Raw genomic sequence first — 23454 nt, forward strand, 5'->3', positions numbered from 1 at the left:
ATTTCTTTTTTCTAGTAAACTAAAGATGCTTGTATATTTATTTATTATGAACAGAATAGTAATACATAGGGAGGTAATTCTATGAAACGCAATCCAGTTATTCCGTTTATTCTTATTATGGTATTTGGAATTGGCTTGATGTTCATGCTTTCTTTCAAGGGGCTTGGTGATGCGAAAAACATCGCTGAGGAAAAAGAAGGCGGTAGCGAAAAAGCAGGGGAGCAAGTTGCTGCTTCACCAGAGGAACTGTATAAAACCAATAGTTGTATCGGTTGTCATGGAGGAAACTATGAAGGTGGAATGGGTCCTAAATTAGCTGGCGTAGCCGATCATTTATCAGTGGATGAAGTCAAAGACATCATCACGAACGGTAAAGGCGCAATGCCGGGCGGATTGATTCCAGCAGACAATATAGATGCGATGGCAGAATTTATTCACGGTTTGAAATAATGTAAGCGAGTAGCAGCATTTCTATTAGGAATGCTGCTGTTTTTTTAGGAATTTGCTCATAAGACAAGAATTTTGACGAACTCACTTGGATGAACCAACTCACATACAGCGAATTCCGTGTAAATAGAACATAGACGAAAAAAATTAATGATGCGCCAAATTGAAAAAGAGCAGATCCCAATAAAACTTTTGGGATCTGCTCTTTTGACTAGGAGTAGTTTTTGACATTGATGGTTTCGTGTAATCATGTAACAATTAAAATTAGCCAAATAAGGTAGAATACAACAAGAATAAATTAAGACAAATAATTAATACAGCGACAAACCAAGCACTAATCGTCGTTATTCGGTGGTTTGTAAGATTACCCATAATTTTTTGGTTACTCGTAAACATAATTAATGGCACTAAAGCAAACGCAATTCCAAAGGAAAGGACCACTTGGCTCATAACAAGAGCTTTAGACGGGTTAACCCCCATCATAATGATCGCTAACGGCGGAATCATCGTAATAATTCGTCTTAAATAGATCGGTATTCTCTTTTTGATAAAACCCTGCATGACGACATCGCCCGTCATTGTACCAATAGAAGAACTTGAAAGTCCTGCCGATAATAATCCAATTCCAAAAAATATCGCTACAGAAGGACCTAGTAATAGGCTAAATTGATTAAACGCCACATCTAAATCCTCGACGAATAAACCATTTTTATGAAAAAGAGCCGCCGATACAATTAACATACTAGCATTGATTGCGCCAGCAATAAGCATGGCAATCATGACATCAACAAACTCGAAACGAAAGATCTTTTTCCGCTCAATATCATTTTTGCCGACAATTCTATTTTGTGTTAAAGCAGAATGTAAATAAATAGCATGTGGCATGACAGTAGCTCCAAGCATTCCAGCAGATAATAAAATGCTATCTACATTTTCAAATTTAGGTGTAAAGAGTCCTGAAAGAACAGCGAAAGAATCAGGTTGTGCAAAAAAGACTTGAATACCAAATGCAATCACAACCACAAAAATCATTCCTGTAATAACTGCTTCTAATGTACGGACACCTCTTCTTTGAATTTCTAAAATAGCAAATGATCCTATAGCGGCAATGATCGCAGACGTTATAAGTGGAAGGTCGAAGAGTAAATAAAGGCCAAGAGCGGCACCGATAAATTCAGCTAAGTCAGTAGCCATAATAACAATTTCGGCTTGTATCCATAACAAGATGGAAGTTTTTTTTGAAAATCGCTCCCGGGATACCTCCGCGAGATTTTTCCCAGTGGCGATTCCTAATTTAGCTGACATCGTTTGAATTAATGCAGCCATTAAATTAGAAGCGAAAATGACCCATAGTAAGGTGTATCCATATTTCGAACCGGCTGCTATATTTGTAGCATAATTTCCAGGATCAATATATGCGACAGCTGCAATGAAAGCAGGGCCTAAAAAAGGCAACAATCGTTTCATTCCTTTAGCATCTCCTCGTAATGAATGAGAAGCGGATTTTGACAGTCCCTTCGAATTAGCCATGATGTTTGCAACCTCCTTTTTCGTCTAACTGATAAAGTTTCGTTAAGGAAACTTTATTTGATGGTAACAATTATATTCGCTAATTATTAAAAATGTCAAAGAGAAATGAATGAAGCATTTATACCGGTTTAACCGACTGTAATATCCCACCTCAATTTTTGTTTAGAGAACCGAGAAAAGATAGGTAGGGGATAAAAACTCACTAATGGAAGTTTCAATTTATTGGTATACTTACATGATAAACAAAGTAAAATCCTAATGCTTAAAGTACGTGTTCAAAAAGGGGGATAAAAGAGCTGAGAAGTTCTGCGATCGTCTCAAACCTTGCACGTATGCAGTGAGGACCGGACTTACACTGGATGTGCACGATTTTAACGGAAGACCAAAAATGCGCGACGAAGAAATTCGGAAGCTATTTATACCGGACTTTTTGAACAGCCTTTTAAAATACAACGTTCTTCATCAATATTAAAAGAATGATTATCTCGTCAGATATCCGTATTTTAAGTAATTAAGGATCGATGATAGCTTTTCTTATAATCGCAGTTCTTATCAATTTTTGTTATAATTTATGTACGATGCCAATCTAGCTTGGACGTAAATTGAAAAGAGAGATGATAACATGAATCATGAAAAACTATCGATGAGATTAGAGCGAGTTGCTACATATATACCAAAAGGAAGCGTGTTGGCTGATATTGGATCAGATCATGCGTATTTGCCTTGTTATGCAGTGCAGAAAGGGATCACCGTAAAAGCAATTGCGGGAGAAGTTGTCGAAGGACCCTTTCAATCGGCAAAAAAACAAGTGGAACAGACGGAATTAGAAGATCAAATAGATGTACGATTAGGAAATGGCCTTGATGTGTTGGTCCCTAATGAGGCGACATGCATCACGATTGCCGGGATGGGTGGAATATTAATTTCGTCTATTCTTGAAAATGGGAAAGATAAGCTTGGTGCTGTAAAAAGGCTTGTTCTTCAGCCTAATGTCGGTTCAAATGTTGTCCGTAACTGGCTGCTTGAAAATGATTGGGAATTGGTGAATGAAGAAATTCTTGAAGAAGATGGAAAAATTTATGAAATATTAATTGCCGAGCGAGGAATACCTGCCAAGCCTTATGCAAATCATGCTGAATCCGCTCTGCTTTTTGGACCATTTTTAATGGCACAGCGTCATGAAGTATTTTTGAAAAAATGGCAGCTAGAAAAGGAACATTGGCAAAGAATTATCAGAGAGATGGATGAAAAAAGTCAGCATGCTGCAACAAGTAGTAAGCGTCAGGAATTGATGGATCAAATTCAAAAGGTGGAGGAGGAATTAGGGATATGAAAACGGCAAATGGCCACCAAATCATTGAATTATTTGAACAGTTTTCACCAAAGCGATACGCAGCTATGGAAAACGATCCGATTGGCCTCCAAATCGGCAGTTTGAAAAGACCTGTAACAAAAGTATTGGTGGCACTTGATGTAGTACCGGAAGTGGTTGATGAAGCAATCGAGGCTGGGGCTGAGCTTATCATTGCGCATCATCCATTCATTTTCCGTCCATTGAAAAAAATTGATCTGACGGAAACAAGTGGTCAAGTGATTGAAAAATTAATTAAGCATGACATCGCAGTCTATGCTGCACATACCAATTTGGATGTCGCAAAAGGCGGCGTGAATGATTTATTGGCCGACGCATTAGAGTTGCAACAGACTGAAGTGCTTGTTCCTACACATGAAGTGAAGTTGAAGAAACTTGCTGTGTATGTTCCAGTTGATGCTGCGGATATAGTGAGAGAAGCAATCGGAAAAGCTGGAGCAGGTGCGATTGGCAACTATAGTGATTGTTCGTTTTCGATGGAAGGAACAGGAAGATTTTTACCGCAAGAGGGAAGTAATCCGACGATCGGTTCAAAAGGAATCATCGAAAGTGTTGCTGAAGTGCGTATTGAAACGATTTATCCTGAAACCGTTGAGCGAAAACTTCTCTCGGCTTTGTTTAAAGCTCATCCTTATGAAGAGCCTGCTTATGATCTATATGAGCTAGAAAACATTGGGGAAGTATTGGGTCTCGGTAGGGTTGGTACATTAAAGGAAGAAATGACACTCGAGCAATTCGCGGGTCATGTGAAGAAAACACTCGAAGTTGATACGGTCCGCATGGTAGGAGACCGTCAGGCATTGGTAAAAAAAGTCGCAGTTCTAGGTGGAGATGGAAATAAGTATTTCACCCAAGCGTTATTCAAAGGTGCCGATGTATATGTAACGGGTGATATGTATTATCATATCGCGCACGATGCAAAAGCGATGGGATTGAACATTATTGATCCAGGACATAACGTGGAAAAGGTCATGAAAAAGGGAGTAGCGAACGTCATGGCTGCTCGCTGTGATGCTAAAGGACTTGCTGTTGAATTCATCGCCTCTGCCATTCATACGGATCCATTTACATTTATCTAAAAAAAGGGTCTGACCTCACAAACTATACACCGTTTATTGACTCACTTATTCTTCAAATAAACGATATTAGTAGATGTGGGGTCTGACCCTTTTACTTTGACGATTACCTTAAGACTTTTGCTTGATTTTCGGCAAGATTTTCGTTAATGGTACTTTCTTTGTCGTATCCCAAGTGGACTCATCTTCTGGATCGTAATTCTCTAAAAATGTAATGACTTCTTTCGTAATCGGTGTTGGAGTGGATGCACCTGAAGTTACTCCAACTGTTTTGGCATCCTTTAGCCAGTCTAACTGAAGCTCAGACAGATCAGCGATTCGATACGCTTGTGTGTCAGCAATCTCAATGGATACTTGTGCAAGGCGATTGGAGTTATTACTTTTAGGGTCTCCGACAACAATCAGCACGTCGGCTTCACCAGCTTGCTTAGCAACGGCTTCTTGACGCACTTGGGTCGCCATGCAGATTTCTTTGTGTACTTCACAATGTGGATATTTCTCTTTCACTTTTTCCATAATTTCTACAACATCCCATTGGCTCATTGTTGTTTGGTTCGTAACAATGATTTTATCGTCTTTTAGTATTAATTTCTCTACATCTGCGACCGATTCAACCAAATGAACCATATCTGGTGCAACGCCAAGAGCTCCCTCGGGTTCTGGATGATTCTTTTTCCCGATATAAATAATTTGATAGCCAACAGACGTTTTCTCCCGGATTAAATCGTGAGTAACAGTAACATCTGGACAAGTCGCATCAATGCTTACAAGTCCTTTTTCTGAAGCTAATTTTCTAATTTCAGGTGAGACGCCATGGGCAGTGAAAATAACAGTACCGCCATCCACTTTTTCAAGAATTTCCTTCCGATTATTTCCGTCAAGCGTAATGATTCCATCTGCTTCAAAAGCATCTGTCACATGTTTATTATGAACAATCATGCCTAGTATATAAATTGGACGTGGTAATGTTTTATCTAAAGCCGCATTCCGAGCGATAACCATAGCATCGACAACGCCATAGCAATAGCCGCGCGGTGATATTTTAATTACTTTCAATGTGGTTCCTCCTTATATGGAAAAAGAAATCCATGGATACACTATATATTATATAAGAGGTTACGAGATATTACAAAGAATGTTGGTATGTGAAAAGAGAGTGATCAAAAAAAGTGGTGAAAAGCTTGTGGATGGCCTCCAAAATCATGAATGATTTGTGCAAGCTTAGGCCTCTCATATTAATAGCATAAGGGAAGGGGAGAGATTGCTCATCCAACTTCTCGGTTTTATTTATCCTGCATTAACGGAAAGTCAAGACCCCCCTTCTCAAGGCTTTAGAGGAACCGAGGAAGAACTGCCCAATCTAGTTGCGGCTCCTAGCCCGTCTGAGGTCGTAATACTCTGTGGCAAACTACGCCACGCCGTATTACAGCTTATGCTTGTCGGGGCTGGGCAGTCGCCTCACTTTTTGAAGTAAAAGCCCGATTGGTGAGATACAGTGAAACTTGCCGATGCGAAAGCGAAGATCTTAGCAACAGTAGAACGAGACTAACAATCAGTGGGGATAAAGAAAACCCCCACTGATTGAAGTTTCACTTTATCCTGCTTTTTGAAATGCATTAAAAGCTAAAGTAATGAAAAAGAATGCAGAGAGGGTCTGCATTCAGATTAGATATATAATTTAGGCCTCGAATTACCTTGTGTTGTTCTTTTTTTTCGCGGTTTCTTCTCGGGGACTGGTTCTTCTATGACAGCTGTGTTCTCTTCTACGGGTGTTGTATTTTCCACGGTTTCCTTTGGTGTTTCTTCAGTTGAATCAGTCGATCCCGAGCTTTTCAAACCTTGATAAATCTTCCACATGGACGGGATATTCTTAACGATTGGACCGTATTGTTGAATCATCGGTGTCACTTGTTCGGCTGCTTGTAAGACTTTTTGTGTGTTTGCTAACATGCCTGAAAGGGCACCTGGGTTTTTTAACGTTTCCAGAATTCCGCCGGCACCTGCGCCAGTCGTTGCTGCCCCTCCTCTTGTTGCTTGACCGGCAGCAGATGGAGGGGCGAATGGGTTACTAGGAGCTTTATTTTTATTTTTACCTAATAACTTGGATAATAGTCCGCCCGATGAAGTCGGCTGTTGCTGCTGATTTCTCTGACCTTGCCCAAATCCGAATCCGGGATTCATACCATTTCTAGCCTGTGGAGGGGCGAATCTAGCTGGCCCAGAAAATCCATTCTGGCCTCTGAAGGATTGCGGATTACCGTTCCCACGCCCATGCCCGAATCCTGGGCCTTGCCCGAACATTCTATTTGGAGGCATATTGTCACTCCTTTCTAAAAAACTTCCCCCGATGTGTGTTCCATATAAATTATGCATAAGAAGGAAAAAGGTTATCTGTTTTGGATTGTATATGAAAAGTGTATGTATAAACTGAATAGTTCGTTCCATTCGACTCATCATTATTATGAAATAATATACGCATACTTGCGTATTACACCACTCTTAAACTATAATAAGTAGATATGTCAAGGTTCTGATGAAGATTAGAAAGCCTGACGATTTAAAGGAGTTTTTAGATGAAGCAAAACAATTTTGAACGATTTAAGTTGCAAAGCTATATGATAGAGGCCGTGAAGGCATTAGGTTTTGATAAACCGACGGAAATACAAGAGCGTGTAATTCCGGCTGTTCTAAAAGGGACAAGTCTAATTGGTCAATCGCAAACAGGTACGGGGAAAACTCATGCGTATTTACTACCAATTATGAACAAACTTGATAGCACAAAAGAAGAAGTGCAAGCGATTATTGCAGCACCAACACGTGAGCTTGCCAACCAAATTTATAAAGAAGCTCTTAAGATTGCTGAGCATTTTCCAGAGGAATCACCTCTTGTGGTTCGCTGTTTTATTGGCGGGACGGATAAGCAACGTACAATTGACAAGCTAAAAACGCAACCGCAGCTCGTGATTGGTACACCAGGAAGAATTAAGGATTTAGTAGCGGACCAAGCACTCCGCGTTTTCACTGCTGATACGCTTGTTGTCGATGAAGCAGACCTAATGCTCGATATGGGCTTTATAGAAGATGTTGACAAATTTGCATCGAAAATGGCACAGCATATTCAAATGCTGCTCTTTTCAGCAACCATTCCTGAGAAATTAAAGCCATTTATGAAAAAATATATGAATAATCCGAAGCATGTCCAAGTTGATCCAAAGCAGGCAGCTGCAGTGAAGATTGAACATGTCCTCGTGCCATTGCGTCATCGTAATAAAACACAGTTGTTACACGACTTAGTTGTGAAATATAATCCGTACTTAGCGATTATATTTACCAACACGAAAAAAATGGCAGACACCGTTGCGGATGCTCTTATTGAAAAGGGATTAAAAGTAGGCAGAATTCACGGTGATCTTTCACCGCGTGATCGTAAGAAAATGATGAAGCAAATTAATGACTTAGACTACCAATACATTGTTGCGACTGATTTAGCGGCTCGTGGGATTGATATTGAAGGTGTTTCTCACATTATTAACTTTGAACTACCATCAGATCTTGACTTCTATATTCATCGAACAGGGAGAACGGCACGTGCGGGCTATTCCGGAATCGCTGCCACGATCTATGATGTTTCTGACGAGGATGCGTTAAACCGATTGGAGAAATTAGGAATCACTTTCCATGATACGGATATCGTAAATGGTGATTGGGTGGAAATCGATGCTCGTAATAAACGAAAACAACGGAAAAAACAAGGAAACGAAATCGACGAAAAAGCGAAAACGATGGTAAAAAAACCGAATAAAGTCAAGCCGGGCTATAAAAAGAAAGTTCAACGCGAAGTTGAAAATTTCAAAAAACGTGAGCGTCGCTTACAAAGAAAGAAATAAAATAAAGTGAAACTTCCTTCAGTGGGGTATTATAGCCTGTTAAACCGGAATAAAGGTTAGGAGGATAAGATGATGAAAATAGGATCACATGTCTCGATGAGCGGGAAAAGCATGTTGCTTGGAGCGAGCGAGGAAGCCGTTTCTTATGGTTCGAATACGTTTATGATCTATACGGGCGCCCCGCAAAATACGAGGCGTAAGAAGATTGAAGAGTTGAATATTGAAGCAGGCAAGCAGCATATGGCCGAGCATGGGATTACAGATATTGTCGTTCATGCCCCATATATCATTAACATCGGAAACTCGCAAAATCCGGCAACCTTTGAGCTAGGTGTGAATTTCTTACGAAGTGAAATTGAACGAACGGCAGCACTTGGAGCGAAACAAATTGTGCTTCACCCTGGTGCGCATGTTGGCGCTGGACCGGAAGTGGGGATCAAGAAAATTATTGAAGGCCTAAATGAAGTGCTCATTTCCGATCAAGAGGTGCAAGTTGCACTAGAAACAATGGCAGGAAAAGGTACTGAATGTGGTAGAAGCTTTGAAGAGCTAGCGATGATATTCGACGGTGTTGCCCTTCATGATAAATTATCTGTTACCCTTGATACATGTCATATCCACGATGCTGGGTATAATATTATCGAAGATTTTGACGGCGTTTTAAATGAATTCGATAAAATCGTTGGCCTTGATCGCTTAAAGGTGTTACACATTAATGACAGTAAAAACGAACGCGGCGCGCGCAAAGACCGCCATGAAAACATCGGCTTTGGCCATATCGGTTTTGAGGCGTTGCGCTATATAGTTCATCACCCACAGTTAACAGAGATTCCAAAGATTCTTGAAACACCATTCGTTGGTGAAGATAAGAAAAATAAGAAAGCTCCATACAAATTCGAAATTGACATGTTAAAGGGAGATTCCTTTGATAGCAGTCTTCTTGAAAAAGTTGTATTAAGTTAAGTAAAAAACAGCGAATGGTAGATGTTAGCCGTTCGCTGTTTTTATCGTGAAAGCAGCATGGGGATGAGATAAAAGGCAAAAGTGGATTAAACGAAAAAGGTGTGAGTGGAATCAAGGAATAAGTATGAGTGGATTTTTACAACTGAAAAAACATCTCCTTATCCAATAAGAAGATGCTACCCGTTCGTTATAGCCATTTTTCGGCCCAATTTTCAAATGAAGTAAGCGCTTTCGATAATTCGGTCCCTTTTTTAGTTAAAGAGTATTCAGTCCGAATCGGGCGATCTGCAATCACATTACGAATAACAATGCCACTATCCTCAAGCTCTTTAATTCGTTCATTTAGGACTCGCTTACTCAAGTTAGGGATATAAGTAGCAATTTCACTAAATCTTTTTGGCTCATCCTTCAAAGTATAGAGAATCAAACCTATCCATTTTTTCCCTAATAAATGATAGGACTGTTCTACTTTTTCACATAGCTTCTCTTCTTGTTTTGCCTCAATCATATTTTATCACCTCATATCTTTAGTGTATTCTAAATCACAAAGGGAACAAATAGTAACTAATAATATTTTTGAACAATAATAAATTATATTCTATGTAATCATATGATAACACATAATACTTTTTAAATGTATGTTTAATGCCATTATTATCGATTTTAGTAAACAAGTGTAACAAAAAAATAGGTTATATAAAATTACTATGTTATTATTAATACAATTCGTATATTCTAATTAATATGACAACTAAAAGGTGCTGATCTCTTTTTTATCGTTTCAAACACAGAATTATACTGGAAAATATATTTGAAAAATGTATAGTGGAGAATGTACTTAAAAAAAACGATACGACAGTGGTCAAAGGAATTATCCAGCGAAAGTTGATTTCTTAAAGTGGTACAAGGCATTGCTGAAAACATGATGTAAGGAGCGAGAACGGTGATTGAAAAAAAAATCGTTGGTGAAAAAGCAGTTGAATTTGTAAAAGATGGCATGACTGTGGGGCTGGGCACTGGTTCGACCGTTTATTATACGATTATTAAACTTGGGCAATTAATGAAAGAAGGTCTTTCGATAAAAGGAGTCCCAACCTCGATTCAAACGGAAAAACTAGCAAACGAATGTGGAATTCCTCTCGCTAACATAAACGAGATTGATTATATTGATGTAGCGATTGATGGGGCAGATGAAGTGGATCCGCAATTAAATCTTATAAAAGGAGGCGGCGGAGCGCTCTTGAGAGAGAAGATTATCGCTAGAGCTGCAAAGGAATTTATTGTCGTTGCTGATCCTGCTAAAATTGTAAACCATTTAGGAGCGTTTCCTCTCCCAATTGAAGTAGTCCCGTTTGGAGTGGAAATGACAAATAAACAGATTCGTTTATTAGGAGCGGAAACGACGATCCGCTATAGCGATGGAATTCCCTACAGGTCTGATAATGGGAATTATGTCATTGACGCAAAGTTTCCCAATATACTTGATCCTATCTCATTAGAACACAAACTTAATTTGATTCCAGGTGTTGTTGAAAATGGCTTGTTTAATCAAATGGCAGATGTTGTGATTACTTTAAATGCTGAAAAAAGTATCGTGATAAAAAATGCTCATGAGAAATAGGAAGTCGAAGTTTCTCATTAGTTACTAAAACGAAATTTATTGTTAATAGTTTACAAAAAATAACAAATTGATTATGTGATGTCTTTTGTGTATTATTTTAGGTGTTGTTTTGAAAAATACATCATGGAACCGCTTGAACTAAGTTCACAAAGTAGACACAAATTACTTGACTATAAATGATCCAAGGTATAACATGGTTATATAAAGTAACTCACATAATAAAGAGTACCTGGTAAATTATTCTTGATGAACTATAACCTGGTACAAAGATATCAATCATGTTTTTGTTAATTAAGGGGGAATAAAGGGATGGAGTCCATGACCTTTGTTTTATTCGGATCAACGGGGGATTTGGCGAAGAGGAAAATTTTCCCTGCTTTGTATAATTTATATGCAAATCAAAAAATGCCTCAAAAAATCTCCATCATCGCTGTAGGAAGGAAAGAGATGTCAGATAGTGATTTACAAACCTATGTGAAACAATCTTTGCAAACCTTTTCTAGAAGTATAATAGATGATGAAACTAGTTTAGCAGATTTTCTTAGTGCTTTTCGCTATAGCCAATTTGATGCAACAAAGATTGAAGACTATCAATCATTACGTGACCTAGTTGAACAGAGAGAAAAGGAATTACATATTCCTGAAAATAGAATGTTTTATCTTTCTGTTGGTCCAGAGTTTTTCGATCTTATTGCTTTGAATATAAAAGAAAGCGGATTAGGTTCTACAAAGGGTTGGAAACGTTTGATTATTGAAAAACCTTTTGGTCATGATTTAGAATCGGCGCGCCTCTTAAATGCAAACTTAACGAAAGCGTTTGAGGAAGAAGAAATATATCGAATTGACCATTATCTTGGTAAGCCAATGGTTCAAAACCTAGAGGCCTTAGAATTTGCAAACCCAGTTCTGCAAACGCTTTGGAACAATCAACACATCGCAAATGTACAAATAACAGCGAGTGAAACGGTTGGGGTTGAGGAACGAGCAGGTTATTATGATAAATCAGGTGCACTTAGAGATATGTTTCAAAATCATATGTTACAAATGTTAATGATGACAGCGATGCACCAACCAAACCGAATTAGTGCAAGTGACATACGTAATGAAAAAAGAAAAGTAATGGAATCTCTTCGCCCATTAAAAAAAGAAGAGGTTGGATTACACGTCATACGTGGTCAATATACGTCAGGGGAAATTGGCGGGAAACCGGTGAAAAGTTATTTAGAGGAGCCAGGAATTTATTCTACTTCTATGAATGACACCTTCATCGCTGCTGAGCTTTGGATTGATAGTTCATTTTGGAGTGGCGTGCCGTTCTATATTAGAACAGGCAAACGAATGAAAGAAAAGTCTACCCGGATTGTCATTGAATTTAAAGACTCTTCAAAAGAACTTTATAAGGATCAAAATGATAAAGTGGCTCCGAACCTCTTAATCATTGAAGTCAATCCAAATGAAAATGTAACCTTACAATTAAATAGCAAAAACCCATTAAATGGGGAAATCGAACCTATAAAAGTGAATTTTACTTCCGACCAAAAAGATGTACCTGAAGCCTATGAAAGACTCATCTATGATGCTTTTCGTGGTGATTCCACCTTCTTTGCCCATTGGAATGAAGTAGAATTGGCTTGGGAATGGGTACAACCTATTATCGACGCCTTTTCTGAAGGCTCTGTGCCACTCACACATTATGAGTCCGGATCTTACGGGCCAAAAGAAGCAGATCAATTATTACAAAACACCGGTTTTAAATGGTGGTTAGATGAAGAAACTGTTGACTCGAAAAAGGAAGCTGTACTTGTTTAACAAATAAAAGATCATTCAGGGGGATAATAAAATGACACATAATATTGAAACTTTAGCCGTTAATACGATTCGTACTCTATCAATCGATGCAATAAACAGTGCAAATTCAGGACATCCTGGACTACCTATGGGTGCAGCGCCAATGGCGTATGCTTTATGGGCCAATCATTTAGCTCATAATCCTGCACATTCAAAATGGTTTAATCGTGATCGTTTCGTCCTATCAGCAGGACATGGTTCAAGTTTATTATATAGCTTACTTCATTTAACAGGCTATGACGTTTCTATCGAGGATTTAAAAAACTTCCGTAAGCTTAACAGTAAAACACCAGGTCACCCAGAAGTGGGCCATACAGACGGTGTTGAAGCAACAACAGGTCCATTAGGTCAAGGAATTGCGACTTCAGTTGGGATGGCGATGGCAGAAGCACATTTAGCAGCAAAATTTAATCAAAAAGACTTCCCAGTAGTGGATCACTTTACGTATGCATTAGTAGGTGATGGTGACTTAATGGAAGGTGTAGCGTATGAAGCGATGTCTATGGCAGGTCATATGAAACTAGGAAAATTAATCGCATTATATGATTCAAACGAAATTTCTCTAGACGGAGAATTAAACCTTTCATATAGTGAAGATACAAAAAAACGTGCGGAATCTGTTAATTGGCAGTATTTGCGAGTAGAAGATGGAAACGATGTTGAAGCAATCACAAAGGCGATTGAAGAAGCAAAACAAAACCCAGATCAACCAACTTTAATCGAAATTAGAACAATTATTGGCTTCGGTAGCCCGAAAGTTGCTGGAACGAATAAAGCACATGGTAACCCACTTGGTGCAGAAGAAGCGAAAGCAACAAAATTAGCGTATGACTGGAATTATGAAGAAGATTTCTATGTACCAGAAGAAGTAAAAGCTCATTTTGCAGAGTTAAAACAAGCTGGTGGCGAAAAAGAAGCACAATGGAATACATTATTTGCAGCTTACAAAGAAGCTTGTCCAGCATTGGCAAGTGAACTTTCCGATGCGATTGATGGAAAAGTGCTAATTGAAGCACAAGACATTTTAACTTTTGACACGGATAAAGAAGTTTCAACTCGAGTGGCAAGCGGACAAGCCATTAACCACTTTGTTAAGACTGTTCCTTCAATCTTTGGCGGCAGTGCTGATCTGTCAGGCTCTACGATGACAGATATTAAAGGCGAAGCGAAATTTGCTGTTGAATCATTTGCTGGCCGAAATGTGTACTTCGGTGTTCGTGAACACGCAATGGGAGCAGCAGGTAACGGGATGGCTCTTCACGGAGGCGTAAAACCATTTGTTAGTACATTCTTTGTCTTCAATGATTATTTACGTCCATCTATCCGTTTAGCTGCAATATCAAAACTTCCAGTAACATATGTGTTTACACATGATTCCGTTGCGGTAGGAGAAGATGGTCCAACACATGAACCAATCGAACAATTGACGGCTCTTCGTGCGATCCCTGGCCTTACAGTGATCCGTCCAAGTGACGCCAATGAAACAGCAAGTGCATGGGCATATGCATTACAAAACGTGGATGGTCCAGTTGCGTTAGTTCTAAGCCGACAAAACTTGCCTGTGTTTGAAGAAACAAAAGGCAATATTGAGAATCTGTCTAAAGGTGCATACGTACTAACGGAAACAAATGAAAATCCAGATCTTATTTTACTGGCTACAGGATCTGAAGTATCGCTTGCTGCTAGTGCTAAGCAAGAACTTGAAAAAGAAAATGTATCGGTTCGTGTTGTGGCAATCCCAAGTTGGGAGCTTTTCAATAGCCAATCAAAAGAATACCAACAACAAGTCTTACCGGCTTCCGTTACGAAACGTGTTGCATTAGAAATGGGTATTTCTCTTGGCTGGGAACGTTTTGTAGGCCATGAAGGAAGAATCTTATCGATTGACACATTCGGAGCATCTGGTAGCGGAGCATCTGTATTGGAATACTTCGGCTTTACTACTGAGAACGTTGTGAAGATCTCAAAAGAATTGCTAAATTCTTAATCAAGAATTTGCACATGAATGATAATAAATCTGCGTTTTCTAATTGAGCGAATTGATTAAATGGTCAAAGAAGGAAATTAGAAAGCGTGGGATTTATATATATATATGCTTGTACTATCTTAGGAGGCGTCATCATGAAAGTCGGATTAATCGGTTTAGGGAAAATGGGGTTAAATATCGGTCAAAATTTATTGGATCACAACCATGAAGTAGTAGCATTTGATGTAAATCCCACAGCAGTCCAAGAAATGAAAAACTTTGGTGCAACGGGAACATCTAGCTATCAAGAACTTGTTGAAAATTTAGACAAACCTAGGGTTCTTTGGATTATGGTCCCTCATTCTGTTGTTGATTCAGTAATCGATGAAGTGAAACCTTTCCTTGAACCTGGAGATATTGTGATTGAAGCTGGTAACTCTCATTATAAGGAATCTATTCGCCGCTACAATTATTTTAAAGAAATTGGGGTAAACTTCTTAGACGCAGGTACTTCTGGCGGTATGGAAGGTGCGCGTAATGGTGCCAATTATATGGTAGGTGGCGATGCGGAAGCATGGTCGATCGTTGAACCAATTTTCCGTGATACCTCTGTAGAAAACGGCTATATTTTCACAGGTAAAGCAGGCGGAGGTCATTTCCTGAAAATGGTTCATAACGGGATTGAATACGGAATGATGGCTGCCATTGGTGAAGGATTTGAGATTCTAGAAAAAAGTGAATTTGACTATGATTATGAAAAAGTTGCAAGGGTTTGGAACAACGGATCTGTTATTCGATCATGGTTAATGGAATTGACAGAAAATGCTTTCTCTAAAGATGCAAAACTTGATGATATCAAAGGGGTCATGCATTCTTCAGGTGAAGGTAAATGGACGCTCGAAACAGCTTTAGACCTTCAAATGGCGACACCAGTCATTGCGATGTCCTTGTTAATGCGTTATCGCTCATTAGATGAGGATACGTTTACAGGGAAAGTTGTCTCAGCACTCCGCAATGAGTTTGGTGGACATGCTGTAGAGAAGAAGTAAGAAAGCAACAACAAAACATCCATGAGTGTCTGCCTTAAAGCCTAACGGTAAACAAGGTTAGGTTCTAAAAACTGTATCACCTTATGAAAGTGGCGGTGTGGAGCTGGTTTTTTCGAAACCCCGCCCCTTTTCAACAGAAAATAATTTATATGAAAATATGGGGGTAATTTATAATGAAATTTTTTATCGATACTGCGAATCTTGAGGATATTAAAAAAGCGTATAAAATTGGCGTTCTTTCTGGCGTAACAACAAATCCATCTTTAGTTGCTAAAGAAGGCGTTAAATTCGAAGATCGTATTGAAGAAATCCTAAAAGCTGTACCAGTTGTTGAATCTGTATCTGCAGAAGTAACTCCTGCTGCCGTTTCAGCTGAAGAAATGATCGCAGAAGCAGAGGAATTGATCAAAATCAATGGTGGGGATAAGAAGGTAACAATCAAAGTTCCGATGACTTTAGCTGGCCTAGAAACGACTCGTTATCTTGCAGAAAAAGGTGTTAAAGTTAACGTAACTCTTATTTTCACTGTAAACCAAGCACTTTTAGCAGCTCGTGCTGGTGCTGCTTATGTATCACCATTCTTAGGACGTTTAGATGATATTTCTGAAGATGGTGTTCAATTGGTAGCGAAAATCGCTGAACTATTCCGCGTTCATCAATTAGATTCACAAATCATTGCCGCTTCTGTTCGTCATCCAGATCACGTAACTCGTGTAGCAATGGCTGGTGCTCATATCGCGACAATTCCATACAGTGTTATTGAGCAACTTACTAAACACCCACTTACAGATCAAGGCATTGAGAAATTTGCTGCTGATTGGGAAAAAGCTCCTAAAAACTAATTGTAAATAAAGACCATTTGTATGGTTTTCTATAAGGTGTTAGTTTCTTATCGATTTACCTGGAATAAATTATTCCAGGTAAATGTAAAGAATCTAGCGCCTTTTATGTTGATAAAATGGATGCCATAATAGGAGCATCTTAGTGCAATGTATCAGAATGACACCAACGGAAACCAATGTTTTAAAGAGTTCTGAAAAAAATTCTACTTTGATATTTATGCCGCATTAACGGGCAGTAACCCCTCACTGATGGAGGTATCATTTATTCAAGAAATGATCTCCAGCATTTACTACAAAACCTTTACGATCCTTAGCTACATACTTCATAAGATATCACCAGTTTGTACATATGAACGAACTGTATAAAAACCACTTCTACAGTTTAATCTAGTAATGACTAGGTTATTTTAGAATTGCAAAATTTGAACGGTTGTTATATAATGTGTAATCGGAACATAAGTACAAAAAAATGAACAGCTAGTTCACAGGGGGAAAAAGAATGGATCATACAATGAAAAGGACTGATCGTCCACCGTACGGAATGCTTGCCGTACTGATGATTGGTGCTTTTATAGCTTTTTTAAATAATACTTTACTAAATATCGCATTGCCTTCAATTATGAAAGACTTAAATGTGGACACATCGACTGTGCAGTGGTTGAGTACCGGTTTTATGTTAGTAAACGGGATTTTGATTCCAACTACGGCTTTTTTAATTCAAAAATATTCTGTACGCCGTCTTTTCTTAGTAGCGATGGCTTTATTCACGCTCGGTACGATTCTCGCTGGATTTGCCCATGCATTTCCACTTTTATTAATCGGTAGAATGGTTCAAGCTTCTGGTTCTGCAATCATGATGCCGTTGTTAATGAATGTCATGTTAACGAGCTTTCCTGTGGAAAAAAGGGGAGCTGCAATGGGAGTATTCGGATTAGTTTTAATGGGGGCTCCAGCCATTGGTCCGACTTTATCAGGTTGGATCATTGAACACTATGACTGGAGAATGCTATTTCATTTTGTGACACCGATTGCTGTTATTGTTCTTTTGATTGGCGTTTTCTTGCTTAAAGATAAAAAGGAAAAAGTGGATATCCGTCTAGATCTATTTTCGGTTCTTCTATCCAGTCTAGGATTTGGCGGGTTACTATATGGCTTTAGTTCTGCTGGTTCGAAAGGCTGGGATAGTCCGTACGTATACGGAACACTAATCATTGGAGTCGTTGCATTGGTTTCGTTTATTTTACGTCAGTTTAAATTAGAAAGACCTATGCTTGAATTTAGAATCTATAAATATCCAATGTTTGCTTTATCATCGGCTATTTCCATGACGATTACGATGGCTATGTTTTCGGCTATGATATTACTCCCTATTTATGTCCAAACGATTCGTGGAATATCTCCTATGGATGCAGGGTTAATGTTGTTGCCAGGGGCGATCTTGATGGCCGTCATGTCACCAATTAATGGGAAGTTATTTGACAAGTTCGGTGGACGTATATTAGCCGTCATTGGTTTAGCGATTACTACAATCACGAGTTATTATTTCAGTAAGTTGACTCTTGATACGTCTTATACGTACTTAATGGTTTTATACTCAGCCCGGATGTTTGGGATGTCTATGGTGATGATGCCAGTTTCGACGAATGGTTTAAATCAATTACCAGCGCGCTATTACCCACACGGGACAGCAATGAACAATACAATGCAACAAGTATCTGGTGCTATAGGTACGGCATTATTGGTAACGATTATGTCGAATCGTACCCAAACGCATGCGACTGAGTTAGCTGCAAATGCAATGAAAAATGTGGTTGGGCAACCATCCGTTGCACAAGCTGCAGAGATGAAACAACAAATTATGATGCAAGCAATGTTAGAAGGAATTAATGATGCTTTCTTAGTGACTGTTGGTATTGCTGGCGTTGCTCTAATTCTGGCTTTCTTTATAAAAAGGGCCAAACAAGCGGAAGATACAATAGCAAGAAAACCGTCCGATAAAAAGGTAACAACGAAATTAGCGAAGAATTAAAAGAGATGCAGTATTAGGCATCTTTTGAAAACACCTAAAAAGACTATTAATCGATAAGTCATAAAAAAAGGGTTAGAATCTACCATTATATACAGTATTAATTAGTGTTTATAACACGATAAACTGTATATTAATGTGGATACTGACCCTTTTACTATTATGTAGATGCCGATTACAATTTTGAAAGCCCTCTCAATGAAAACTGTTTTGCTGACAAATCTTCATTTCCTTTTTAATCTGTGTTTGTTGACAGGTAGTAAAAGACACGATATTATTATCTTTAATTAATAATGAATTAATTAAAGATAAGTGAATTCAAATGATTAAAAATGTACGATCTAATATAGTAAGCCATAGGGAGTATTGTGAAAATCGGAGGGATTTATATGGAAGCATTTGATCAGTTAGTAAGAGAGAGACGTTCGGTACATAATTTTTTAGACAATTATCCGATTACTGCAAAAGAACTCAACGAAATTTTCGAACTAGTAAAAATGGGACCATCTGCATTCAATTTGCAACATACGGATTATCTAGTTGTGATGGATCCAGAAGTGAAGGAAGGTGTCAAAAAGGCAGCCAATGGCCAATACAAAGTAGGGACAGCTTCAGCTGTTATTATCGTATTGGGGGATAAAGAAGCATTTAAAGATGCTGCACGTATTTATGAAGGCCTTCTTATGTTAGGTATGTTGAGTAAACAAGAATATGATCATGAAGTTCAAGATGTCATGTCTCTCTATGAAAGCAGAGGAGAAGTATTTCAACGAGAGGAAGCGATTCGAAATGCTTCTTTATCAGCGATGTTGTTTATGTTGGCAGCCAAAAGTAAGGGATGGGATACTTGCCCAATGATCGGATTTGATCCAGATCAGTTAAAGAAATTATTATCTATATCAGATCAATACGAACCAGTTCTAATGATTGCGATTGGCAAAGAAAAAATCCAGAGTAGAAAGCCACGAGGGTACCGTAAACCAGTAGCTGAATTTGTGAAGTACCTATAAGCGATACAGTCCTATCTTGAATGGAGGATTAAGAGACTGTCTGAAAAGGGTGACTATACATCTACTATCTATTGTTTCTTCCGCATTAATGGGCAGTAAGCCCCCCACCTAAAAGCTTATGAGGTAGGGGACAAATGCCCGTAACAGCCCGATTGTTGAGCTATAGGGAAACTTAGCTTTGTGGTTTCCAAAGGTATAGGTGAACCAATCGGGTTCGTACTATCGATTGATCGAGGCGAAAGCGAAGATCAGAGCGACAGTAGATCGGGACTAACCATCAATGGGGGAGGGAGAAAAACCCGCACTGATGGAAGTTTCACTTTATATGATGGAATAGACATAATGAACGATGGGTAGAGTGTGGGTTCATCTGTTGGAACTTAACTTCTAGACCCAATTATATTTTTAGAAATTCGCTGTGAGTTGGGTGAATAGCTTCCCAATTTGATTCGCTGTTTTGGAACCTGCTACTTCTGCAATTTCGCTAAGTACATTTTGCCGCTGGACTGTATCAAAAACATTAATATTTCTTCCTGCTAGTATGCGGCTTATATTGTACGCTTCATTTTGGGTTAGGCTAACTCCATGCTGACTTGCGATGGATTGTAATTCATAATCCTTAATTTTATTAATTTTGTGATTGATCATCGTTTCAAATAATTTCATCTATTGAACCTCCTTTTTGCTACCATATGGATAACATATGATGGAAGTGGGCTTAAGTGAACCATACTTTATAAGTAATACAGGCTATTTCTAAGCGTGTAGGCTTAGTTTCTTTACAATTTGCCGTATTTCTTATATACTACTTTAAGTAAATCGTAACGATTCTTATAAAAATAAAATAGGTGATCGAATTGAATAATGAGAAAGTGATGCCGATTATTAAGATTGAGGATATTTCCTACAAATATTCAAAAGATCTGGTTTTAGAAGATGTCTCACTTCATGTACCACAGGGGGCCTTTTTAGCGATTGTTGGTCCGAATGGTTCGGGAAAGTCGACATTGCTGAAATTAGTTCTCGGCGTATTGAAGCTACAAAAAGGGAATGTTGAATTATTTGGCAAGCCCATTCGTCAATTTAAAGATTGGCAGAAGATTGGCTTTGTTTCACAGAAAGCTAATTCTTTTAATTCTGGTTTTCCGGCAACCGTTTTTGAAGTAGTACAAAGCGGCTTAACCAAAAAAATAGGCTTATTTAAAATCCCACGCAAAGAACATAAAAAAAAGGTTGTTAAAGCGCTAGAGTCTGTCGGTATGCTAAGCTTTAAGGATCGGAATATTGGCGAGCTATCCGGTGGGCAGCAGCAAAGAGTCTTCATTGCTCGGTCTCTTGTCAGTGAACCCGAATTGATGATTTTGGATGAACCAACAGTAGGTGTTGATCAAAACAATGTCCAACAATTTTATGAAATTCTTGAAATGATGAATAAACAATTAGGGATTACCCTTATTTTAGTTACTCATGATGTTGCGACTGTAACGGATAAGGTGACGCATGTCGCGTGTATCAATAAAACGCTGCACTTCCATGGAGATGCATGTGAATATAACGAATTAAATGAAGAAGAACTGTCCTCTATATACGGTCATGGGGTTCAGCTACTCAGTCATAATCATTAAGAGGTTGGAGGTCACCCATGATTTCGGGTATTTTGCAGTATGAATTTTTACAAAATGCATTTCTAACAGGCTTGATTATTGGTGCGTTGGCTCCACTAATCGGGGTATTCGTAGTGGTACGAAGAATGTCGATGATCGCGGACGCTCTCAGCCATGTCGCCCTAGCAGGAATTGCATTTAGCTTATTATTAGAAAAGAACTTTATTGCAATGGCAGGTCTGAATCCATTGTATATGGGAATGACGTTTTCGGTTGTAGGTTCTTTGTTTATTGAAAAGCTGAGAAATGTCTACAAACACTTTAAAGAACTTGCGATTCCGATTATTTTATCGAGTGGAATCGGTTTAAGTGCAATTTTCATTTCACTTGCAAACGGCTTTAATACAGATTTGTATGGGTATTTATTCGGCAGTGTTAGTGCCGTCAGCCGAACAGACTTGCAACTTATTATTGTTGTATCTATCTTTGTGATCATAACTTTAGTCTTATTATATAAAGAACTATTCTTATTGTCTTTTGACGAAGAGCATGCAAAGGCATCAGGAATTCCTTCAAAAGTCATTCATTTTATCTTCATTGTTATGGTTGCGCTTGTCATTGCTGCGTCGATGCGGATTGTTGGTATTTTGCTTGTGTCATCACTAATGACGATACCGGTTGCGGCTAGTCTCCGCTTTGCCAAAGGCTTTAAACAGATGATATTTTATTCTGTGATATTTGGGGAGATTTCAGTCATTTCTGGTCTGTTTTTATCGTATTATCTCGACCTTGCACCTGGTGGTACTATTGTCATGCTTACTGTATTAATATTAGTTCTCTCGATTCTTATTGGAAAAATCAAAACACGTTTTGCATAAGGTAGGGTGATTATTATGAACGTAACAACAGCGATGCAATTATTAAAAGATAAAGGCTATAAGCATACTGGGAAACGAGAAGAAATGCTTCAATTATTTTCTTCAAGTGATAAATATTTAACTGCGAAGGATGTCCTTGAGAATATGAAATCGGATTACCCAGGACTTAGCTTTGATACCATTTACCGTAATCTTTCTCTCTTTGTGGATTTAGGGGTATTTGAAACAACAGAATTAGCAGGTGAGAAGCATTTCCGTTTCACTTGTGGCCATCATTCCCACCATCACCATTTTATTTGTTTAGAGTGTGGTAAAACGAAGGAGATCGAAACTTGTCCCATGAATGGCTTAAATGAAAGTCTGCATGATTATGATATCTCCGGCCATAAATTTGAAATTTATGGAAAATGTCCGAGTTGTGTTAATCTTTAAAAAACCATCTAGTGATGGTTTTTTTTCACAAGAAAGGCATTAATACGTTTTTGTGTCTAACACAACCGTCTAGCTCCTTGTTATAAAAAAGAGGATTGAATCAAGAAGGTAAAGAATATCTTCTTGGTTCAATCCCTACGTATTTCAGAAGCTGTTTTTAGGTATTTGGTCTTTTCTTATTTCAACCAATTCTCCACCCATTTTTCCACTTCATGCCAATGATAAACTCGAATAACGCCGTCAGGAATGGGATCTTGATTGTAAGGTGTATCGAACAATAATACGGGAATATTGCATTCTTTTGCAATAGCTACAGCATTGTCGTGCTTGTCTTCGATAAAAAGATCGACCTCGAATTTCTTCGCTGTGGCTACTTTATCGTGTGATCCAATCAATTCAATATGCTTGTATTGTAATTCTTGCTTTGAAAACCAAGTTTCTGTTACATCCAACATTGCATTATTTCTAGCACTAATAAAGTAAAGATCATGCGTACTAGCCCATTTACGCAAAACTTCTTTTGCACCGTCTACAAGAATGGAGTCAGCATAAATAATGGGTTCATTCTCCATAAACCATTTAGAGAATTCTTCTTCGGGGACTTTTACAAAAGGATTGAAGTCATATTGATTCATTTCTTCATATGTAAGTGATAATTGAAAAGCTTTATTTAAATATGGAACAAATGTATCAGGTCTAGTAATCGTTCCATCAATATCAATACCAAGTCGTTTACGCAAGCTATTTATCCCCCTTATTAAGTCTAAATTCAAGTGTAACACTAGTAAATGTAACCATGCAAAGAAATAATTTTCATGAGGTTTTTGACGGAAATCACATACACTATAAATGCTCCTAAAAACGAAAGTGAGGGATGCACGTATGGAAGAAGATCGTTATTCC

21 protein-coding genes are annotated in these 23454 nt (G+C 38.4%); 15 read left to right on the forward strand and 6 right to left on the reverse strand.

Annotation, left to right across the window (positions count from 1 at the left end; genetic code table 11):
- Positions 1 to 81: 81 nt before the first annotated feature.
- Positions 82 to 450, forward strand: coding sequence for a cytochrome c550 (gene cccA / locus ACIQZI_RS04830; protein ID WP_062177929.1), 369 nt, complete (start codon positions 82 to 84; stop codon positions 448 to 450).
- A 261-nt stretch (positions 451 to 711) separates the two neighbouring features.
- Here the strand turns inward: cccA and ACIQZI_RS04835 are convergent, their stop codons facing one another.
- Positions 712 to 1977, reverse strand: coding sequence for an Nramp family divalent metal transporter (locus tag ACIQZI_RS04835; RefSeq protein ID WP_403070021.1), 1266 nt, complete (start codon positions 1975 to 1977; stop codon positions 712 to 714).
- Positions 1978 to 2599: 622 nt separating this feature from the next.
- Between ACIQZI_RS04835 and ACIQZI_RS04840 the strand changes: the two genes are divergently transcribed.
- Both ACIQZI_RS04840 and ACIQZI_RS04845 read left to right on the forward strand, forming a co-directional pair.
- Positions 2600 to 3310 (forward strand): tRNA (adenine(22)-N(1))-methyltransferase, encoded by a 711-nt coding sequence (locus ACIQZI_RS04840; protein WP_062177935.1) that lies wholly within the window; start codon positions 2600 to 2602, stop codon positions 3308 to 3310.
- On the forward strand, positions 3307 to 4428 hold the full coding sequence (locus ACIQZI_RS04845) for a Nif3-like dinuclear metal center hexameric protein (RefSeq protein WP_403070026.1): 1122 nt from the start codon (positions 3307 to 3309) through the stop codon (positions 4426 to 4428). Before ACIQZI_RS04840 ends, ACIQZI_RS04845 begins: the two co-directional genes overlap by 4 nt.
- A gap of 108 nt (positions 4429 to 4536) precedes the next feature.
- On the opposite strand, the gene ACIQZI_RS04850 is transcribed toward ACIQZI_RS04845, so the two are convergent.
- Together ACIQZI_RS04850 and vrrA are read right to left on the reverse strand one after the other, a co-directional pair.
- A complete protein-coding gene (locus tag ACIQZI_RS04850; RefSeq protein ID WP_403070030.1) occupies positions 4537 to 5481 on the reverse strand; it encodes a 4-hydroxy-3-methylbut-2-enyl diphosphate reductase in 945 nt (314 codons plus the stop codon).
- A gap of 609 nt (positions 5482 to 6090) precedes the next feature.
- Complete coding sequence (gene vrrA / locus ACIQZI_RS04855; RefSeq protein WP_403070033.1) at positions 6091 to 6741, reverse strand: VrrA/YqfQ family protein; 651 nt, start codon at positions 6739 to 6741, stop codon at positions 6091 to 6093.
- Between the two features lie 257 nt (positions 6742 to 6998).
- Between vrrA and ACIQZI_RS04860 the strand changes: the two genes are divergently transcribed.
- Both ACIQZI_RS04860 and ACIQZI_RS04865 read left to right on the forward strand, forming a co-directional pair.
- Positions 6999 to 8312, forward strand: coding sequence for a DEAD/DEAH box helicase (locus ACIQZI_RS04860; protein WP_403070036.1), 1314 nt, complete (start codon positions 6999 to 7001; stop codon positions 8310 to 8312).
- 69 nt (positions 8313 to 8381) lie between these two features.
- A complete protein-coding gene (locus tag ACIQZI_RS04865; protein ID WP_062177952.1) occupies positions 8382 to 9275 on the forward strand; it encodes a deoxyribonuclease IV in 894 nt (297 codons plus the stop codon).
- Positions 9276 to 9462: 187 nt separating this feature from the next.
- On the opposite strand, the gene ACIQZI_RS04870 is transcribed toward ACIQZI_RS04865, so the two are convergent.
- Positions 9463 to 9783, reverse strand: a complete 321-nt coding sequence (locus ACIQZI_RS04870; RefSeq protein ID WP_062177955.1) for a winged helix-turn-helix transcriptional regulator — start codon at positions 9781 to 9783, stop codon at positions 9463 to 9465.
- A 435-nt stretch (positions 9784 to 10218) separates the two neighbouring features.
- Between ACIQZI_RS04870 and rpiA the strand changes: the two genes are divergently transcribed.
- The 7 genes from rpiA to ACIQZI_RS04905 all read left to right on the forward strand — a co-directional run bounded on the left by rpiA (position 10219) and on the right by ACIQZI_RS04905 (position 19637).
- Positions 10219 to 10896, forward strand: coding sequence for a ribose-5-phosphate isomerase RpiA (rpiA, locus tag ACIQZI_RS04875; protein WP_403070041.1), 678 nt, complete (start codon positions 10219 to 10221; stop codon positions 10894 to 10896).
- A gap of 309 nt (positions 10897 to 11205) precedes the next feature.
- Positions 11206 to 12705 carry a glucose-6-phosphate dehydrogenase gene (gene zwf / locus ACIQZI_RS04880; RefSeq protein WP_062177960.1) on the forward strand — a complete coding sequence of 500 codons (1500 nt, stop codon included), beginning with the start codon at positions 11206 to 11208 and terminating at the stop codon, positions 12703 to 12705.
- A 31-nt stretch (positions 12706 to 12736) separates the two neighbouring features.
- Positions 12737 to 14731 (forward strand): transketolase, encoded by a 1995-nt coding sequence (gene tkt / locus ACIQZI_RS04885; protein ID WP_062177963.1) that lies wholly within the window; start codon positions 12737 to 12739, stop codon positions 14729 to 14731.
- A 134-nt stretch (positions 14732 to 14865) separates the two neighbouring features.
- On the forward strand, positions 14866 to 15759 hold the full coding sequence (gene gnd, locus ACIQZI_RS04890) for a phosphogluconate dehydrogenase (NAD(+)-dependent, decarboxylating) (protein ID WP_062177967.1): 894 nt from the start codon (positions 14866 to 14868) through the stop codon (positions 15757 to 15759).
- A 173-nt stretch (positions 15760 to 15932) separates the two neighbouring features.
- Positions 15933 to 16601 carry a fructose-6-phosphate aldolase gene (fsa, locus tag ACIQZI_RS04895; RefSeq protein ID WP_403070046.1) on the forward strand — a complete coding sequence of 223 codons (669 nt, stop codon included), beginning with the start codon at positions 15933 to 15935 and terminating at the stop codon, positions 16599 to 16601.
- Between the two features lie 499 nt (positions 16602 to 17100).
- Positions 17101 to 18630, forward strand: a complete 1530-nt coding sequence (locus ACIQZI_RS04900; RefSeq protein WP_403070049.1) for a DHA2 family efflux MFS transporter permease subunit — start codon at positions 17101 to 17103, stop codon at positions 18628 to 18630.
- Between the two features lie 386 nt (positions 18631 to 19016).
- Positions 19017 to 19637, forward strand: a complete 621-nt coding sequence (locus ACIQZI_RS04905; RefSeq protein WP_403070052.1) for a nitroreductase family protein — start codon at positions 19017 to 19019, stop codon at positions 19635 to 19637.
- 405 nt (positions 19638 to 20042) lie between these two features.
- On the opposite strand, the gene ACIQZI_RS04910 is transcribed toward ACIQZI_RS04905, so the two are convergent.
- Positions 20043 to 20303 (reverse strand): DUF2624 family protein, encoded by a 261-nt coding sequence (locus ACIQZI_RS04910; RefSeq protein ID WP_062177980.1) that lies wholly within the window; start codon positions 20301 to 20303, stop codon positions 20043 to 20045.
- 209 nt (positions 20304 to 20512) lie between these two features.
- Between ACIQZI_RS04910 and ACIQZI_RS04915 the strand changes: the two genes are divergently transcribed.
- Genes ACIQZI_RS04915 through ACIQZI_RS04925 form a run of 3 tightly spaced genes read left to right on the forward strand, consistent with a single transcriptional unit; the run spans position 20513 to position 22551 of the window.
- Entirely contained in the window at positions 20513 to 21262 is a 750-nt protein-coding gene (locus tag ACIQZI_RS04915; RefSeq protein WP_403072043.1) for a metal ABC transporter ATP-binding protein, read from the forward strand.
- Positions 21263 to 21279: 17 nt separating this feature from the next.
- Positions 21280 to 22119 (forward strand): metal ABC transporter permease, encoded by an 840-nt coding sequence (locus ACIQZI_RS04920; RefSeq protein WP_062177983.1) that lies wholly within the window; start codon positions 21280 to 21282, stop codon positions 22117 to 22119.
- Positions 22120 to 22134: 15 nt separating this feature from the next.
- A complete protein-coding gene (locus tag ACIQZI_RS04925; RefSeq protein ID WP_062177986.1) occupies positions 22135 to 22551 on the forward strand; it encodes a Fur family transcriptional regulator in 417 nt (138 codons plus the stop codon).
- A 176-nt stretch (positions 22552 to 22727) separates the two neighbouring features.
- On the opposite strand, the gene ACIQZI_RS04930 is transcribed toward ACIQZI_RS04925, so the two are convergent.
- The gene (locus ACIQZI_RS04930) at positions 22728 to 23291 is read right to left on the reverse strand and encodes a 5' nucleotidase, NT5C type (RefSeq protein ID WP_403070057.1); all 564 of its coding nucleotides are present in this window, start codon (positions 23289 to 23291) and stop codon (positions 22728 to 22730) included.
- Positions 23292 to 23454 lie beyond the last annotated feature (163 nt).

The organism is Peribacillus sp. NPDC096379 (genome assembly GCF_044762875.1).
GTDB lineage: Bacteria > Bacillota > Bacilli > Bacillales > DSM-1321 > Peribacillus.

Excerpts from the sequence above, each read along its gene's own strand:
- cccA (WP_062177929.1), top strand. The coding sequence starts at position 82 with ATGAAACGCAATCCAGTTATTCCGTTTATTCTTATTATGGTATTTGGA.
- ACIQZI_RS04835 (WP_403070021.1), bottom strand. The coding sequence starts at position 1,977 with ATGGCTAATTCGAAGGGACTGTCAAAATCCGCTTCTCATTCATTACGA.
- ACIQZI_RS04840 (WP_062177935.1), top strand. The coding sequence starts at position 2,600 with ATGAATCATGAAAAACTATCGATGAGATTAGAGCGAGTTGCTACATAT.
- ACIQZI_RS04845 (WP_403070026.1), top strand. The coding sequence starts at position 3,307 with ATGAAAACGGCAAATGGCCACCAAATCATTGAATTATTTGAACAGTTT.
- vrrA (WP_403070033.1), bottom strand. The coding sequence starts at position 6,741 with ATGCCTCCAAATAGAATGTTCGGGCAAGGCCCAGGATTCGGGCATGGG.
- ACIQZI_RS04860 (WP_403070036.1), top strand. The coding sequence starts at position 6,999 with ATGAAGCAAAACAATTTTGAACGATTTAAGTTGCAAAGCTATATGATA.
- ACIQZI_RS04865 (WP_062177952.1), top strand. The coding sequence starts at position 8,382 with ATGATGAAAATAGGATCACATGTCTCGATGAGCGGGAAAAGCATGTTG.
- ACIQZI_RS04870 (WP_062177955.1), bottom strand. The coding sequence starts at position 9,783 with ATGATTGAGGCAAAACAAGAAGAGAAGCTATGTGAAAAAGTAGAACAG.
- zwf (WP_062177960.1), top strand. The coding sequence starts at position 11,206 with ATGGAGTCCATGACCTTTGTTTTATTCGGATCAACGGGGGATTTGGCG.
- tkt (WP_062177963.1), top strand. The coding sequence starts at position 12,737 with ATGACACATAATATTGAAACTTTAGCCGTTAATACGATTCGTACTCTA.
- gnd (WP_062177967.1), top strand. The coding sequence starts at position 14,866 with ATGAAAGTCGGATTAATCGGTTTAGGGAAAATGGGGTTAAATATCGGT.
- fsa (WP_403070046.1), top strand. The coding sequence starts at position 15,933 with ATGAAATTTTTTATCGATACTGCGAATCTTGAGGATATTAAAAAAGCG.
- ACIQZI_RS04900 (WP_403070049.1), top strand. The coding sequence starts at position 17,101 with ATGGATCATACAATGAAAAGGACTGATCGTCCACCGTACGGAATGCTT.
- ACIQZI_RS04905 (WP_403070052.1), top strand. The coding sequence starts at position 19,017 with ATGGAAGCATTTGATCAGTTAGTAAGAGAGAGACGTTCGGTACATAAT.
- ACIQZI_RS04910 (WP_062177980.1), bottom strand. The coding sequence starts at position 20,303 with ATGAAATTATTTGAAACGATGATCAATCACAAAATTAATAAAATTAAG.
- ACIQZI_RS04915 (WP_403072043.1), top strand. The coding sequence starts at position 20,513 with ATGCCGATTATTAAGATTGAGGATATTTCCTACAAATATTCAAAAGAT.
- ACIQZI_RS04920 (WP_062177983.1), top strand. The coding sequence starts at position 21,280 with ATGATTTCGGGTATTTTGCAGTATGAATTTTTACAAAATGCATTTCTA.
- ACIQZI_RS04925 (WP_062177986.1), top strand. The coding sequence starts at position 22,135 with ATGAACGTAACAACAGCGATGCAATTATTAAAAGATAAAGGCTATAAG.